Origin of the sequence: Amycolatopsis echigonensis, assembly GCF_002846615.1 — a bacterium.
GTDB lineage: Bacteria > Actinomycetota > Actinomycetes > Mycobacteriales > Pseudonocardiaceae > Amycolatopsis > Amycolatopsis echigonensis.
In genome coordinates, this window is sequence record NZ_PJMY01000003.1 from 1,351,501 (window position 1) to 1,366,409 (window position 14,909).

Below are 14,909 nucleotides of genomic sequence, written 5' to 3' on the forward strand. Positions count from 1 at the left end.
GGGTGCGGCAGACGCATCGAACGCCGCATCGAGTGCATGCCGAGCACTCAATGCGGCGTCGAGGAGCGGGGGCGCGGTTTTCCGTTGCGCCGCAATGATCAGTTGAGCTGATCCGGGTCCGGCCCAGTACGCAGGCCGCGGTCGGTGGCGGCGATCGCGGCGAGGTCGCTCTCGGTCAGCTCGAAGTCGAATACGTCGAAGTTCTGCCGGATCCGGGCGGGCGTCACGGACTTCGGGATCACGATGGTGCCCAGCTGCAGGTGCCAGCGCAGCACCACCTGCGCGGGGGATTTCCCAGTGCGCGCGGCGATTTCGGTGATCGCCGGGTCGGCCAGGACCGCACCCTGGGCAAGCGGGCTCCACGCTTCGGTCGCGATGCCGTGCTCGGCGTGGAAATCGCGCAGTTCGGTCTGCTGCAGACCGGGGTGCAGTTCGATCTGGTTGACCGCGGGCACGAGGTCGCTGTTGTCGAGCAGGCGACGCAGGTGCGCGGGCTGGAAGTTGGACACGCCGGCGGCTCGGATGCGACCGTCCTTGACGAGGTGCTCCAGGGCACGCCAGGTGTCGAGGTAGCGGTCGCGGGCAGGCGTCGGCCAGTGGATCAGGTACAGGTCTACGTAGTCGAGACCGAGTTTCGCGAGACTGGCGTCGAAGGCGCGCAGGGTGGAGTCGTAGCCTTGGTCGTCGTTCCACAGCTTGGTGGTGACGAAGACGTCCTCGCGGGAGATCCCGGATTCGGCGATGGCGCGTCCGACGCCAGCTTCGTTGCCGTAGATCGCGGCGGTGTCGATGCTGCGGTAACCGGATTCGAGAGCGCTGGCCACCGCGGCGGTGGTCTGGTCGTCCGGGACTTGGAAGACGCCGAAGCCGAGCTGCGGGATGTCGACGCCGTTGTTGAGGCGGACGTGGGGGACAGTCATGCGAGTTGCCTTTCTCAGTGCTGGACAAGGGGTTCCGCCGCCGCGACGCGCGGACGGCGTTCGAGCGCGGCCGACAAGAGCGCGAGGCCGAGCGCGGAACCGGCGAGCGCGACCCCGACCCAGTTCGGTGCGGTGTAGCCGAATCCGGCGGAAATCACGACGCCGCCGAGCCACGCGGACAGCGCGTTGCCGAGGTTGAACGCGCCGATGTTGACGACGGAAGCGAGCGTCGGCGCGCCGTGTGCCTGGTCGAGCACGCGCTTCTGCAATGGCGGCACGGTGGCGAAGCCGAGCGCGCCGATCAGCAGAATCGTTGCCGCGGCGAGGATTTTGCTGTGCGCGGTGGCGGTGAACAACGCCAGGACGATCGCGAGCCCGCCGAGGCTGACGTACAACATGGGCATGAGCTTGCGGTCCGCGAACCGGCCGCCGGTCAGGTTGCCGAGGAACATGCCGATGCCGAACAGCACCAGCAGCCAAGTCACCGCGCCCGCCGAATACCCGGCGATCTCGGTCATCATCGGGGCGATGTAGGTGATCGCGGCGAAGACGCCGCCGAAGCCGAGCACCGTCATCGCCATCGCGAGAACCACCTGGATGTTCCGGAACGCGGCCAGCTCCTTGCGCAGGTGCGCTCCTTCGGGCCGGGGCAGATCCGGCACCAGCTTCGCGACTCCGGCGAGCCCGACGACGCCCAGCGCCGCGACGATCCCGAAGGTGACCCGCCAGCCGACCGCCTGCCCGACGAACGTCCCGAGCGGCACGCCGACGATGTTGGCGACCGTGAGCCCGGTGAACATGATCGCGATCGCCCCGGCCCGCTTGTCCGGCGCGACGAGCTCCGCCGCGACGACCGAGCCGATCCCGAAGAACGCCCCGTGCGCGAGCGACGCGACGATCCGCCCGGCGAGCATCACCCCGAAGGCAGGCGCGACCGCCGACAGCAGGTTCCCGGCGATGAACAGGCCCATGAGCAGCATGAGCATCGTCTTGCGGTTGATCTTCGTGCCGAGAATGGTCATCACCGGGGCGCCGGCGACGACCCCGAGGGCGTACCCGGTCACCAGGAGTCCCGCGGACGGGATGGAGACCCCGAAGTCGGTGGCGATCTCCGGGAGGAGACCCATGATCACGAACTCGGTGGTGCCGATTCCGAACGCCCCGATGGCCAGCGCTACCAGTGCTAATGGCATGAGCCCGCGTCTCCTTGGTCTGCGTGTTGGTGCCGCTTGTCGGCTTCAGCAATAGTTGCATACGCGGTATGTTGTTGGCGCTTGTTGTTGACGAGGGTCACAGTTGGCGCCGATTGAGGGAGTGGTTTTTGGCTCCCGTGGGGCAGCGCACAGGTGTGTCGTGCCAGGAACCCGATGCGGCTCTACAGGCGCGGCTGAGGCGCGGCTGCCCCAGGCCGAAGGACCTCGCGGACCCTGCTGACTGTTGGCGGGTCAGGGCGGTTGACAGGGAGCGGGCTGTGGCGGGTGAGCGATCCGCAGGGCGGTAATAGCCGCGGGCTAGTCGGCTGCTCTCAGATGGCATGTCGACGGTATGCAATCGACGGGATACCTGCAGCAGGTCGATCGGAGACGGGATTCAGTCGAGGGTCTCCAGAACACGGCAGCGCCAGGAGTCCGTCGACATGACCCGGGCGGCGGTATCCCAGCGGCGGGGTCCGGGCGGCGGTATCCCAGGAGTGGCCCGATCCCGGCAGCGGATCCTGGCTTGCCGGACCCCGGCAGCGCGATCCCTCGGCGGGATTCGTGCGAACAGCGTCGGCTCCACCGCGCCCGGCCTCTGCGGCCCTGCGCATCCAGCCCGAGGCTCCTCGGTCGGCGGAATGTCGTTGTTTGTATACAGTCTGCTGGATGTTGTGGGCTGGATGTCGTGGGCTGGATGTCGTGGGCTGGATTCAGTCAGCGGGATGTGGTCGGCGGAATCCAGTCGCCCCCATTCAGTTCACCGTCTCCGCGGCGGCCGGGTTGCGAGGTGTGGGAGCGGTCGACCGGGCTGCGGGGCGCGGTTCCTTTGCCACGCGCGCCGCAGGCAACCAGCGGTCCGTCCGGGTTGGGTGGGTCGGTCCCGCTGGCCGGGTGGGTGGGCCGGTCCTGCAGTCCGGGTTTGGACGGGTTGAGCCTGCCGTCCGGTGGGCGGGTCGGTCCCGCCGTCCGGGAGTCAGTCCGCCAACCGGTTCAGTGCTTGGTTGAGCTGCGGAACCCAGGCCTCGTGCTCCGGCTTCATCAAGACCGACCGGAGGATGGTGACGGTCTCGGCGTCGCGTTCGATGTCAGGGTGCAGTGCGGCGAAAGCGCCCGCGTCGACGCGCAGAGTGGACAGATAGAGCGGATTTTCCTTGTCTCCCATACCGTTCTGGAGAACAGTATTGGCTGCTTCGGTGATCTCGCTCATCCGGGCCCGCCGGGCCAGTAAGTAACGATGTCCAAAGTGGGCTCTAGGTGGAGTGCGAAACGATCGGATTCCTTGAGGAGTCGGGCAAAGTCGTTCGCCGCTCGACGACAGGCCGCGAGCAACCGGCCGAGGCCACGGTCTCTTTCCAGCGGGAATGCTTGCAGCGTAAGCCAAAGCGCTCCGGCCGCGGCACCCGCACGGGAGCATTCCAGGGAGATCTCTCCGAGGTGCAATTCGTCAGAAGTGAAGTAGGTATAGGGAGAATCGTGTTTGTAGAACCGGCCGACTGCCGGGTCGGCGAACAGCACCGCTCCGCATCCGTAGGGCTGAAGTCCGTGTTTGTGCGGGTCGACCACGACCGAATCGCACGAGCCGATCGCGCGGTAGGCCTCGTACTCGTCCAGCAGGGTGTAGAACCCGCCGTACGCACCGTCGACGTGCAGGCGGACTCCGTATCTTTCCTTCAGCGCAAGGGCTTGCTGGATGTCGTCAACCGCGCCGAGTCCGGTCGTTCCGGGAGTCAGCACCACCGTGCCTACCCCGCCGCCGCGGACTTCAGCTTCGACAGCTGACATATCAACGCGCCCGTCGGGAAGTGCCCGCACCGCGCGGGATTCCACGCCGAGCACCTGGCACATGCGGCCGTGCGTGTAGTGCGCGTCCCGCGAATGGACGATTGCCTTGCCCGGGGCCAGTTCGCGGGCGACCCAGAGGGCTTCGAGGTTCGCGATCGTCCCGCTGGAGGTGAGGTGGCCGAGCGACGGCTGCGCGAATCCGAACATCCGCGCCAGGTCCGCGATGACCTCGACCTCCATCGGCGAGGTGGCCTGCGACGCGTCGAGCGCGTGGTTGTTCGGATTGACCACCATCGCGGCGAGATAGGCGGCGACCGCGACCGGATGCGGCGGTTTGAGCATCTGGCCCGCGTAACGGGGATGGAAGAAGGGAAAGGACGCGTCCATCCGGGCGGCGTAGGTGTCGAGCAGCGCGGGGAGATCGACGTCTGGCTGGCTTGCCGGGGACGGGGTGAACGGACCCCATTTGCGTTCCCACGCCTCGACGCCGCGGAGAGCCTGGTCGATCAGTTCGCGTCGGTCCATGCGTCACCTCGTCGGTCGCTGGTTGCTGCTCGGGGCACCCTACCGACCGGCGGGAAGCGGAGTGGGGTTCTCGCGCTGGCGCTCTAACGTGTGCGACGGTTCTTTCGCGCGGTGGGGAGCTTTCCGGCGACTGACGGCCCCGCACACCAGCCCGCGCCACCGGCGAGGTCCTCGCAACAACCATTGCCGCACGCCGATCCCGCACCTCACCCGATGCCGCAGCCCTGGCTCCCACCGATACCCGGCCCAGCGCAACCGGGACCGGCAGCCGGGCAAGGGACGGGGCAGTCGGCAGGCCAGACGACCCCGCCGCCCCAGCGCCCGTTCCCCCGAACGCCCAGCACTGCCCGAGCTACTCCCCTACCCGCCAGCCCATCCCGGCGAGCGGCGTCTCGGTGTGGCGGCGCTGGTCCTCCGCATCCTCGGCTGCGTCGTCCCGCTCCAGCCGATCGACCTGCCCGGCATCCGGGCGTACCGCGCTCCCCCTCGGCCCTGCCGGACTGGCCTGCGGACTCATCGCCGGGCGCACCGGAACCCGCTGTCCGCAGTCGGCATCGCGGTGTCGGCGATCGCGCAGGTGCTCGGCGCGATCATGCTCCGCAAAACAGGTCGCCGGGTGAGCACCGGCGTTCTGCCCTGAGCGGAACCGCTGTCGTCGCGGGCCCGGCTGATGCCAGGCTGGGGCCTATGGCGGACATCCTTCCTTTCCACCAGCGCCGCGCCCCCGCCCGGGACGACGAGGCCGAGCCTCTGTGGCGCGAGGTGCTCGGCCGCAGTCTCCGCTCCGCGCGGGAGAACCAGGGCGAGCGGCTCGTCGACGTCGCCGAGCGGGCCGGGATCTCGCCGCAGTACCTGTCCGAGATCGAGCGCGGCCGGAAGGAACCGTCGAGCGAGATGATCGCCGCGGTGACCGGGGCGCTCGGGGTGAACCTGGCCGGACTGCTGAGCGAGATCGCCGGGGACATGCGGCGGATCAGCGTCGTGGGGCCGCGGCCGACGCGCCGTCCGGCCGGACCGGTGCTGATGGCGGCCTGAACGGCGCGGGCCGGCTCACGGACGCTCCGCGATCACCTGATCCGCCAGTCCGTATTCCACCGCACCGGCTGCGTCGAACACCCGGTCGCGGTCGGTGTCGTGCCGCAGCTCCTCGACGTCATGCCCGGTGTGCCGGGACGTGATCTCCTCCAGTTGCGTCCGCACCCGGATCACCTCGTCCGCCTGCAGGATCAGGTCCGGGATCGTCCCGCGCCCCTGCGCGGCGGGCTGATGCAGCACGACGCGCGCGTGCGGCAGCACCGACCGACGGCCCGCCTCGCCGGCGGCCAGCAGTACCGCACCCGTCGCCACCGCTTGGCCGACGCAGGTCGTCGCCACCGGGGCCTTGATGAACCGCATCGTGTCGTACAGCGCCAGCATCGCGGCCGGGTCGCCGCCCTCGGAATTGATGTACAGGTTGATTTCCTGTTCCGGGTTGTCCGACTCCAGGAACAGCAGCTGCGCGATCAGCGCGTTCGCGACGCCCGCGTCGATCGCCGTGCCCAGGTACACGATCCGTTCGGACAACAGGTGCGAGTAGACGTCCATGATCCGCTCGCCGCCCGGACTGCGAGTCACGACGTTCGGGATGGTGTAGGTGCTGATAGCGGTACCTTCTTTCATGGCTGGGACCTCCGGGGAACGCTTCTGGTGCTTGTCCTGCGAGGACTGAAATGAGACAGCGTCCTCGGGGGTTGTAGCCGGAGGCTTGTCGTCTTGGAGGGTGTTGTCCCGATGAGGACTGGTTTATCAGCACGACGCGCGGCCTCCGGTTCCAGTTTTTTCGTTGCTGGACGCGAAGGGAGTCGGAGCATTTGCTTGGAGCAGGCATCGACTGGGCGGAATCGTTTCACGACGTGGCCTTGGGTCGCCCCGGAGAAGGGGTGATCGAACAATTCCGTATCGACCACACCGCAGCGGGAGTCAACCGGCTTGTGGCCCGTTGCCTGGAGCTGGAAACCGACCCGGCCGACGTGCGGGTCGTGCTGGAAACCCGACACGGCCTGTTGGTGGAAACGCTGGCCGACGCCGGTTTCACTGTTCTTCCGGTCAATCCGGACGTGGTGGCCCGCCGCCGCGGGCCGGCTAAAAAGAAAGACGACGCCGAAGACGCCAGGATCTGCTGCCTGCTGGCATTGGACCAGTTTCTGGAATTGCGGAAACTGATCCCGCACGGCGAGCTGGCGGGAGAATTGCGCACGATCGCCCGGGACGACGAACGCGCCGCCCGCGACGAGCGCCGGCTGCTCAACCGGCTGCGCGCGGACCTGCTGGCAACCTTCCCTGCCGCGCTGGCCATCGCCGGCGGCAACCTCGGTTCGCCGGTCATGCTCAAGCTGCTGAGCCGCTGGCCCGGCCACGACGAGCTCGCTGCGGCCGACCCGCACGACATCGCCGCGTTCGCCCGCGCCGCCAGCCACGGCTGGCCCGACCGGTTCGCCGCCCGCGTCGCCGACGCCCTCGCCGCCGACCGGCTGCCGGTGAAAGACTACCTGGCGCGCGCGAAAACCGGCACGATCGCGCTGACCGCGACCCAGCTGCTGGCCATCCGCGACCAACGACGGGCCTGGGAACGCCGCATGGCCGAACTGCTGCTCGGAACGGCCCGCCGCGGCCACGCAACACAGGCGAAGGAACCCGATCCGGGAAAAGCGGTCCCGGGCGGTGACATCTACCTGAGTTTCCCCGGACTCGGGGACCGGCTCGCCGCCCGGATAGCCGGAGAAATCGGAGACGACATCACCCAGTTCGCCACACCGAACGGGCTGCAATGCTACGGCGGAACCGCCCCGGTCACCCGCCGCTCCGGCCGGAGCGAGTTCGTCGTCGCCCGTCGTCTGGCGCACAACCACTACCTGGGCGCAGCCGTGCATCAGTGGGCCTTTTGCAGCCTCTCCCGCAGCGCATGGGCGCGGGAGTTCTACGACGGGAAAATCGCCGCCGGGAAGAGCCATCACTCGGCCCTGCGCGCTTTGGCGAACCGATGGCTGGAAATCTTGTGGCACTGCCTGGTCAAACGCATCCGCTACGACGAGACCATTCACATTCGCAACCGGCAGCAAGCCCACCAGCATCCCTCGGCGGCCTGAGGTTGACAGAGGGTGTCTCATGCGCGTACCCCCAGGCCCATCGCGTGCGTGCGCACCGGCACGACCTGCTCCAGGCGGTCGACGATCTGGTCGATGAAGCCGTAGTCCTTCGCCTCCGCGGCGGTGTACCACCGGTCGTGCAGGGAATCGGCGAAAATGCGGTCGAACGGCTGCCCGGTGTCCTGCGCGGTGAGGCCGAGCACGGTGTCCCGCGTGTAGCGCAGGTCGTCGGCCTGCACCTCGACCTCCACCGCCGAGCCGCCGATGCCCGCCGAACCCTGGTGCATCAGGATCCGCGCGTGCGGCAGGGCGAATCGCTTCCCGGGCGTGCCCGCGGACAGCAGGAACTGCCCGGCGCTGCAAGCCAGCCCGAGCGCGAGCGTCGACACGTCGCACGGCACCAGCCGCATCACGTCGCGGATCGCGAGCATCGACGGGACCGAACCGCCGGGCGAGTGGATCCACAGCGCGATGTCCTTGACCGGGTCTTCGCCGGCCAGGGACAGCATCTGGGTCGCGAGGACCGTCCCGTTGTCGTCGTCGAGCACGCCGTCCAGTACGAGGACCCGCTGGCTCAGGAACCGTTCCCGGAGCCGCTGGTCGAACATCGGCGGAGTCGATTCGTTGGTCATGCCCCGACTGTGCCGCCGCGGACCCGGCCGCGTCCGCCTTCTCTGCCCACGGCAGATCTGCTGTGAGCAGCGCGGAAGTCAGCCGATTTCGCGCACCAGGTTCGGTACGCGGTGCCGTCGTGGCCTGCGGTCCGTTCGACGGCCGCCCTGGGCTCAGCCGCGACCGTGCTCGAGCTGGTCGGCGAGGTCCGCGAGTCCGTCTGCCCGCAGGTCGAAGCGATCGGCGGGACCGGGCGGGTCGCCGACCGGGCGGCCGACGTACGCGGTGCGGAACCCGGCTTCCTGTGCCCCGCGCAGGTCCCAGGCGTGCGCGGCGACCATCAGCAGCCGGTCCGGCGCGCGTCCGGCGACGTCGATGGCCAGCCGGTAGACGTCCGTGGCCGGTTTGTAGGTGCGGGCGTCTTCCGCGGAAAGCACGGTGTGCCAGCGCAGTCCGGCGTTCGCGCACAGGTCGAGCAGCACGGTCCGGCTTGCGTTGGACAGGCCGACCAGCGGGAACCGTTCGGCGAGGCGGGCGAGCCCATCGACCGTGTCCGGCCACGGCGGCAGTTTCCTCGCCGCGAGCGCCAACTCAGCCGCGTCGCCGATACCGACGGCATCCGCGACTGCCTGCGCGGCCTCCCGATCGAGGACGTCGCTCGCGACGTACGGCCGCTCCCCCGCGACGATGCGGCCTTGTTCCTGCTCGACATGCTTCTGCCACACCGAAAGCAGCTCGTCGACCTCTGTTTCAGCGAGCGACGGCGCGAATTTCCGGATTCCCGCGCGGATTCCGGCCGGTTCGTCGACGAGCGTGCCGAGTACGTCGAACACGAGCACCTCGATGTCCATGATCGCAACCTATCCGGCCGCAACCAGCGTGCGCAACGCCTCACGCAACCAGCGTCCGTATTCCGCGTGAGACCAGCCGTGCACCCGGCGCAGATGCACCATCGTGTCCGCACACAGCAACGCATCCGTGGTGTTCGCGAGCTGCCCGGTGTCCATAATGGACTGAATCAGACCGTCGAGGGAAGCACGAGACCAGAATTCCCTGCACAACCGCGCCGTCTCCCGCCGACCAGATTGCGCTGCCTCGGCGATCTCCGGCTCCGCGCCCTCGGCTTGCGCCGCCACCTCGAGCAAGGCTCCGGCACGATCCGCGATTCCGGCCGCGACGTCCGCGAGCGCGTCCAGCCGTTCGGCCAGGGTTCCGGCGGTCATCGCGTCCTGCGCCCGCGGCCGGTGCGCGACGTCGATCGGCTCCGCGTCTCCCACCAACGCCTCGTCGATGACCCGCCGGAACAACGCCGCCTTGGTGCCGAAGCGGACGTACACGGTCCTCGGCGCGACCCCGGCCCGGCGCGCGACCTGCGTGAGTGCGGTGGCCGCGTAGCCGTGCTCGAGGAACAACTCCCGCGCAGCCGCGACGACGAGCGCCTCGGTCCGCGCGATCCGGGCGGCCCCGAACTCGGCCCGGGCATCGGCCTTGACCTGGTCTTTCACCAGATGCATCATAACTGCATTGCAGTCTTACTGCATCAGTGGAGGTCACCGATGATTCCCACCCTTGACGGAGTGCACCACCTGAAATTGCCGGTGACCGACCTGGACCGGTCGGCAGCCTGGTACGCCGACCGGCTCGGCTACGCGATCGCCCTCGAATTCCGCCAGCACGGCCGCCGGACCGGCGTCACGATGACGCATCCGCGCGGCGGGCCGGACCTCGGCCTCGTCCTCAATCCGGACCTCGCCCGCGCCGCGGCCGGGTTCGACTACTTCTCCATCGGCGTCCCGGACCGGACCGCCATCACCGAACTCGCCGAAGACCTCACCCGCCGCGGCGAACAGCACGCGGGCGTCCACTTCGCGACCCTCGGCTGGATCCTGCCCGGCCTGCACGACCCGGACGGGCACGAGGTCCGCTTCTACACCACCGAATCGCACACCGCCCTCGACCCGGCGAACCCGCTGGTGGTCGACGACGCGATCGCGTCCGCGCAAGCGGCCGAACAGGTCTGGCTGAGCAAACGTTAGTCCACTGTGGACGCTTTGCGCAGCGCGAAGAACGCCGTGACCACCACCACGAGCCCGATCCCGTATGCGAGCACCAGCAATCCGACGCGCCCGCTGAAGTTGCCTCCCACCGGCGGCAGCACGACGGAAAACACCGCGACGAGCGTGATCACCACCGACCGCACTCGCCCGGCCGACAACGACGCGGCCAGCGGAACTACCGCCCACAGCAGGTACCACGGCTGCACGACAGGCCCGAAAACCACGACCGCGCTCAGCATCAGCCCGAGCGAGCGGACCGCGTCGATCCGGCCGGTCCATTGACGCCGCAGCACGACGACGATCGCGGCCGCGGTGAGCACGTACCCGATGATCTTGCCGACGCCGATCATCGTCTGCGTGATGTGCGCGCCGAACAGCGAACCGATGCCGCCGACGAGAAAGCCGAACCAGTTCGTGGGCGCCATCCAGCTGTTGACCTCCCCCGAGGTCGTCAGCGCGGACACCCAGCTGAACCCGATCCCCGACGCCAGCGAAACCACCGCGGACACCGCCGCGAAGACGACGATCATCCCCGCGCCGGCGAGCAGGAATTCACCGATCCGGCCGCGCCGGCGGGCGATCGCCGTCCCGACCGCGGCCAGCGCGACCAGCGCGGGTACCTTCACCTCCGCGCCGAGCGCGATCAGCAGCACCCCGCCCGCGAGCGGCCACCAGCGGATCCGGTCGCCCACCGCGTCCAGCGCGATCGCGACGCCCGCGAGCATCAGGCCGAGCATCAGCGAATCGTTGTGCATCCCGGCGACCACGTGCCACAGCACCAGCGGGTTCAGCACGCCCAGCCACAACGCGACCCGCGGCGACGCTCCCGCCGCGGCGGCCAATCGCGGCACCGCCCACGCGATCAGCACCAGCCCGGCGACCTCGACCAGCCGGTGCAGCGCGACGCCGACGATCGGGTTCCCGCCGGACACCTGCGCGATGACCCGCTCCACCGCACCGAACAACGGCCCGTACGGCGACGGCGTCTCACGCCAGTAAACGCTCACCCGGCCGACGATGTCCGAGGCCGAGCCCAGCGCTTGCCGCGGCCCGACGACGTTGAGGTCAAACCCGTGCGCTGCCACCGCACCCTGCGCGAGATAGCTGAAAACGTCCCCGCTGAACAACGGCGGCACGACGAGCAGCGGCCCGCACCACCACGCGAGCGTCCACTTCAGCCAGCGCGCGCCGGGGGCGTCCGAGGCGAGCACGCGTCCGCCGAGCAGCGCCCACGCGAGCACCACCAGCCCGACGCCGGCGATCCCGCCCGCGAACGGCAGCACCCCCGGCATCCCGGCGGCGCCGGCGTACACCGCGACGGCCAGCAGCAGTACGCCGCCGAAGCCGGTCCAGCGCAGACTCGTCGCGGACGCGAAACTGAAGAACCGCACGGGCCGCGAGAGCGTGACCGGCTGACTACTCATCGAAGACCTGCGCACGACATGCGGTGATCGTAGTAGCCAGCCACCGCCCCACCGCCCCGGCTACCGGTCCGCGAGGGGACTCCCGGGGAATCAGAGTCCCCTCACGGGCCTTGCCCAACCCGCGTCCACAAAGGACTCAGGGCTGGTCGCGGGTGATCACGCCACAGGCGAACCGGGAGCCAGCATCGCCGGTCGCCTTGGTTTTTTCGTCCGGCACCGGTGCTTTCGGATCGTTGCGCACGCTGTTGCGATCGGCGGGAATGTTCGCGAAATTGTCGGACTTCGAGTGCACGATGATCGAGGTCCCGTCCGGAACGAACAGCTGGTCCAAGGTGAAGGTGTCCAGCACGAACCGGTGCTCTCTGACCGGTCCAGGATCGGGCCTCGCCTTCCCTGCGGCCAGAGGCCAGATGACACCAAACGGGTACGGCACGCGGCGGAATGTCCACCTTTCGCGGTCAGAAAGAATATTCGGCGATCAGCCGTTTCACCGTCTCGTACACCGGTTTCGCGGAATAGTCGTCCCGCAACAGCCCGAACCTATTTTCTCGCGGACCGCTCGACAGCCCGTCCCGCAGCCCGAAAATCTCGTATGTGTCCACCCCGACCTCAGAAGCCAGCCCGAAGACCGTGCGCGCAACGGATTCCATCACCCGAACCTGGTGCTCCTCCGAATTCTCCGGGCCAGTCGGCCAACCGGTCTCAGTGATGTGCATCGGCACTCCCGACGGGATCCCGATCGCCGACGCGGATTCGCGAAACGACCGCACGACGTGCGTCACCGCACCGGCCAACGCGTCGGCGGGCACGGGACGGAAGACGTCCGGAAAGAAGTCCAGGCCAAGGAAATCCAGCCGGGCCAGCACCTGGGGGTCCACCGCTGTGCGCACCTCGGCCCAGAATGGATCGCCGGGCAGCGCGACCGCGGCGTTGAACCCGATCGCCACGTCGGCCCCGAGCCGCGCCCGCTCGTCGAGCGCCGCTGCGAGCCCGGACCCGAGCGCTTCGTAACAACCAGGGCTGCCGCCGTCCAGCGGCGCGGCCACGTTGACCTCTTCGCAGACCTGCAGTTTCCCGCCGCCCAGCTCGACGACCTCGCGAACCGCGGCGCGCACCGCAGCGGAGAACCCGTCCGGATCGACCTCCGGACTGCTGTAGCCGAGCACGTAGTCGACCACCCGTCCGTCGCCGAGGTACGGCACCGGGTCCGGCGGCGTCGGCTCGTGCGCGCCGCGATAGCTGCGATAGCACCGCACATAGAACCGCTGCGTGCCCTCCGCGAGGTCCCGCAACGCTTCCGCGGTCCGTTCGACGTCCTCCGGCGGCGCGTCGATGAAGGTTTCCAGCCGCACCAGATCCTTGCCGACCACGCCGGGCCACACGCCAAAGGTGATCACGGACATCCCTCCAGTAGTCGTATACGAGCAACAGTACTCGTATACGACTAACATCCGCTACCCTGATCCGGTGCCGACGAACGCTCTCGACAACCCGCTCGTGCTGCCGATGCTGGGCCTGCTCGTGGAAACCCCGCGCCACCAGTACGCGCTCCTGCGCGAACTCCGCACGCGTTATCCGTTCCTGAACCCGAAGACGTCGACCGTGTACACGCTGGTCGGCACGCTGACCCGGAACGGCCTCGTCGAGCCGGACGGCGACGGCGACCCGCAGCCGGTGCGGCTGACCGAAGCGGGTCTCGCCGATTTCCGCGAACGGATCGAACGGCAGCTGCGCGACGCCGACCCGAATCTCGACTCCCGGTTCCTGATCGCACTCGCCTACCTCGGCGCGCTGCCGCCGGAGCGCGCGGCGACCCTGCTGCGCGACCGGGCCGAACGGGTCCGAGACCAGCACCACGAGCTCTCCGCGACGCTCGACAACGCCGCTTTGCCGGAAATGCACATGATCGAGGTGCATTTCCTGGTTTCCCGGCTCGAGCACGACGCCGCCTGGCTCGCCCGCACCGCGGCCCGGATCGAGAGCGGAGACCTCGTCCCGCCCCGGTGATCACAGCTTTCATCGTGATTTCATCGCCGCCCCTTACCGTGCGCGAGTGCCCGGCGCCAGCTGGCCGGGCAGAGGCGAAGGTGGGGGTATGACCGGCGAATCCGGATCAGTGGTCGACGCCGCGTCGGCCGGGGTGGAGAACCTGGCGGACTCGGCACTCGCGGGACTCGACAAGGCGGGGCCGCTCGGCGACCTGGCCAAACCAGTGGTGTCCGCGCTGCGCAACGTGTGGGAGGGCTACTTCGGGGCCCCGATCCCGCCCGGCGGCACCAATTGGAACGCCTACACGCACCAGCAGCTGTACCAGATGCTGTGGGACAAGGCCGACGTCGGCGACGTCAGCACGGTCGCGGCCGAATGGCAGCGGCACGGTTCGGAAATGCGCGCACACGCCGATTCGCTCAAGGAGCAGCAGGGGACGCTGCACGAGAACTGGAGCGGACAGGCGGCCGAACGCGCTTCCGGACGGCTGGGTGCGCTCGGCGAGCGCGCGTCCGGGATCGGCGACCGCGCCGGGACCGTCGGCGGCGCCGCCCAGAACGCCGGCGATTCGCTCGCCGTCGCGCGCAACACCATGCCGAAACCGCCAGGCGACCCGACTGGGGGCGCAGTCGCCGCCGCGGCGGCCGGAGCGGGTGCGGGCGCGGTCATCGGCGGAATCCTCGGGGCCGGGGCGGGCGGCATCGGAGCCGGTCCGGGTGCGTTGATGGGGGCGGCGATCGGCGCGGTCGCGGGCGGCGGGGCCAGCCTGTTCGCCGCGAATGTCGCCGCGGCCGAACAGAAAGCCGAAGCGGTGCACGTGATGCAGCGCTACGAAGCCAGCCTGCACAAGAGTTCGCGCGCCATCAATCCGCCGCCCGCCGGGGCGACGACCGCGGATTCCTACGGCGCGGACGAGTCGACCAGTGCGTCGAGCTACGTCGGTCCGCTCGGCGGAGCAGGTGCCGGGACCGGCGCGGGCAGCGGCATGCCGTGGGGCGCGCTGACCACCGCGACCCCGGTCGAATCAGGGCTGTCTGTCGGGTTTCGCTCCGCGCTCGGCATGGAAGGCGCGATGCTCGCCCGCAACGCCGCGATGGCGGAGATGGCCGCGGCTCGCGCGGCCAACGGCAACGGCATGATGCCCGGCCGCGGCGCGAACGCCTCGGAGGAGGAAGAAGAGGAGCACAAGAACAAGATGCCGGTGCTCGACCAGCCGCTCCTCAACCCCGAAGACAAGACCATCAGCCCGGTGATCGGGCTGTGACTGACCAGAACGACA

17 protein-coding genes are annotated in these 14,909 nt (G+C 69.1%); 6 read left to right on the forward strand and 11 right to left on the reverse strand.

Annotated elements, in window-relative coordinates; translation table 11 throughout:
* Window positions 1-98: 98 nt before the first annotated feature.
* The 4 genes from ATK30_RS10840 to ATK30_RS10850 form a co-directional block, all read right to left on the reverse strand.
* The gene (locus tag ATK30_RS10840; RefSeq protein WP_101435490.1) at window positions 99-920 is read right to left on the reverse strand and encodes an aldo/keto reductase; all 822 of its coding nucleotides are present in this window, start codon (window positions 918-920) and stop codon (window positions 99-101) included.
* Between the two features lie 14 nt (window positions 921-934).
* On the reverse strand, window positions 935-2,113 hold the full coding sequence (locus ATK30_RS10845; protein WP_101435491.1) for an MFS transporter: 1,179 nt from the start codon (window positions 2,111-2,113) through the stop codon (window positions 935-937).
* 976 nt (window positions 2,114-3,089) lie between these two features.
* Window positions 3,090-3,323, reverse strand: coding sequence for a hypothetical protein (locus ATK30_RS46090; RefSeq protein WP_244194580.1), 234 nt, complete (start codon window positions 3,321-3,323; stop codon window positions 3,090-3,092).
* Complete coding sequence (locus tag ATK30_RS10850; protein ID WP_244194581.1) at window positions 3,320-4,423, reverse strand: pyridoxal phosphate-dependent decarboxylase family protein; 1,104 nt, start codon at window positions 4,421-4,423, stop codon at window positions 3,320-3,322. Before ATK30_RS10850 ends, ATK30_RS46090 begins: the two co-directional genes overlap by 4 nt.
* A 397-nt stretch (window positions 4,424-4,820) precedes the next feature.
* On the opposite strand from ATK30_RS10850, the gene ATK30_RS10855 reads away from it, so the two are divergent.
* Entirely contained in the window at window positions 4,821-5,063 is a 243-nt protein-coding gene (locus tag ATK30_RS10855; RefSeq protein WP_101435492.1) for a hypothetical protein, read from the forward strand.
* A 47-nt stretch (window positions 5,064-5,110) separates the two neighbouring features.
* A complete protein-coding gene (locus tag ATK30_RS10860; RefSeq protein ID WP_101435493.1) occupies window positions 5,111-5,458 on the forward strand; it encodes a helix-turn-helix domain-containing protein in 348 nt (115 codons plus the stop codon).
* Between the two features lie 15 nt (window positions 5,459-5,473).
* Here ATK30_RS10860 and ATK30_RS10865 read toward each other — a convergent pair whose 3' ends face one another.
* Window positions 5,474-6,064, reverse strand: a complete 591-nt coding sequence (locus ATK30_RS10865) for a ClpP family protease (protein ID WP_101440745.1) — start codon at window positions 6,062-6,064, stop codon at window positions 5,474-5,476.
* Window positions 6,065-6,273: 209 nt separating this feature from the next.
* Between ATK30_RS10865 and ATK30_RS10870 the strand changes: the two genes are divergently transcribed.
* A complete protein-coding gene (locus tag ATK30_RS10870; protein WP_101434032.1) occupies window positions 6,274-7,548 on the forward strand; it encodes an IS110 family transposase in 1,275 nt (424 codons plus the stop codon).
* Between the two features lie 17 nt (window positions 7,549-7,565).
* On the opposite strand, the gene ATK30_RS10875 is transcribed toward ATK30_RS10870, so the two are convergent.
* The 3 genes from ATK30_RS10875 to ATK30_RS10885 all read right to left on the reverse strand — a co-directional run bounded on the left by ATK30_RS10875 (window position 7,566) and on the right by ATK30_RS10885 (window position 9,665).
* Window positions 7,566-8,180 (reverse strand): ClpP family protease, encoded by a 615-nt coding sequence (locus tag ATK30_RS10875; RefSeq protein WP_009073576.1) that lies wholly within the window; start codon window positions 8,178-8,180, stop codon window positions 7,566-7,568.
* Window positions 8,181-8,333: 153 nt separating this feature from the next.
* Window positions 8,334-9,011: a haloacid dehalogenase type II gene (locus ATK30_RS10880; RefSeq protein ID WP_101435494.1), complete on the reverse strand. Its 678-nt coding sequence runs from the start codon at window positions 9,009-9,011 to the stop codon at window positions 8,334-8,336.
* Between the two features lie 9 nt (window positions 9,012-9,020).
* The gene (locus ATK30_RS10885) at window positions 9,021-9,665 is read right to left on the reverse strand and encodes a TetR/AcrR family transcriptional regulator (protein ID WP_208637319.1); all 645 of its coding nucleotides are present in this window, start codon (window positions 9,663-9,665) and stop codon (window positions 9,021-9,023) included.
* Between the two features lie 51 nt (window positions 9,666-9,716).
* On the opposite strand from ATK30_RS10885, the gene ATK30_RS10890 reads away from it, so the two are divergent.
* Window positions 9,717-10,196 (forward strand): VOC family protein, encoded by a 480-nt coding sequence (locus tag ATK30_RS10890; protein ID WP_101435495.1) that lies wholly within the window; start codon window positions 9,717-9,719, stop codon window positions 10,194-10,196.
* Here ATK30_RS10890 and mptB read toward each other — a convergent pair.
* From mptB to ATK30_RS10905, 3 genes are all read right to left on the reverse strand, one after another.
* A complete protein-coding gene (mptB, locus tag ATK30_RS10895) occupies window positions 10,193-11,641 on the reverse strand; it encodes a polyprenol phosphomannose-dependent alpha 1,6 mannosyltransferase MptB (protein WP_101435496.1) in 1,449 nt (482 codons plus the stop codon). The two genes, ATK30_RS10890 and mptB, sit on opposite strands and share 4 nt — an antisense overlap.
* A 136-nt stretch (window positions 11,642-11,777) precedes the next feature.
* A complete protein-coding gene (locus ATK30_RS45590) occupies window positions 11,778-11,990 on the reverse strand; it encodes a superoxide dismutase family protein (protein ID WP_208637320.1) in 213 nt (70 codons plus the stop codon).
* Window positions 11,991-12,099: 109 nt separating this feature from the next.
* On the reverse strand, window positions 12,100-13,044 hold the full coding sequence (locus tag ATK30_RS10905; protein WP_220818183.1) for a hypothetical protein: 945 nt from the start codon (window positions 13,042-13,044) through the stop codon (window positions 12,100-12,102).
* Between the two features lie 64 nt (window positions 13,045-13,108).
* On the opposite strand from ATK30_RS10905, the gene ATK30_RS10910 reads away from it, so the two are divergent.
* Window positions 13,109-13,648, forward strand: coding sequence for a PadR family transcriptional regulator (locus ATK30_RS10910; RefSeq protein WP_208637321.1), 540 nt, complete (start codon window positions 13,109-13,111; stop codon window positions 13,646-13,648).
* Between the two features lie 88 nt (window positions 13,649-13,736).
* Complete coding sequence (locus ATK30_RS10915; protein WP_101435498.1) at window positions 13,737-14,894, forward strand: WXG100 family type VII secretion target; 1,158 nt, start codon at window positions 13,737-13,739, stop codon at window positions 14,892-14,894.
* Window positions 14,895-14,909: the final 15 nt, after the last annotated feature.

Bases quoted from the DNA above. Each gene is read 5' to 3' on its own strand.
- ATK30_RS46090 (WP_244194580.1), bottom strand. From the start codon at position 3,323: ATGAGCGAGATCACCGAAGCAGCCAATACTGTTCTCCAGAACGGTATG.
- ATK30_RS10840 (WP_101435490.1), bottom strand. From the start codon at position 920: ATGACTGTCCCCCACGTCCGCCTCAACAACGGCGTCGACATCCCGCAG.
- ATK30_RS10905 (WP_220818183.1), bottom strand. From the start codon at position 13,044: ATGTCCGTGATCACCTTTGGCGTGTGGCCCGGCGTGGTCGGCAAGGAT.
- ATK30_RS10845 (WP_101435491.1), bottom strand. From the start codon at position 2,113: ATGCCATTAGCACTGGTAGCGCTGGCCATCGGGGCGTTCGGAATCGGC.
- ATK30_RS10860 (WP_101435493.1), top strand. From the start codon at position 5,111: ATGGCGGACATCCTTCCTTTCCACCAGCGCCGCGCCCCCGCCCGGGAC.
- ATK30_RS10890 (WP_101435495.1), top strand. From the start codon at position 9,717: ATGATTCCCACCCTTGACGGAGTGCACCACCTGAAATTGCCGGTGACC.
- ATK30_RS10880 (WP_101435494.1), bottom strand. From the start codon at position 9,011: ATGGACATCGAGGTGCTCGTGTTCGACGTACTCGGCACGCTCGTCGAC.
- ATK30_RS10915 (WP_101435498.1), top strand. From the start codon at position 13,737: ATGACCGGCGAATCCGGATCAGTGGTCGACGCCGCGTCGGCCGGGGTG.
- ATK30_RS10875 (WP_009073576.1), bottom strand. From the start codon at position 8,180: ATGACCAACGAATCGACTCCGCCGATGTTCGACCAGCGGCTCCGGGAA.
- ATK30_RS10850 (WP_244194581.1), bottom strand. From the start codon at position 4,423: ATGGACCGACGCGAACTGATCGACCAGGCTCTCCGCGGCGTCGAGGCG.
- mptB (WP_101435496.1), bottom strand. From the start codon at position 11,641: ATGAGTAGTCAGCCGGTCACGCTCTCGCGGCCCGTGCGGTTCTTCAGT.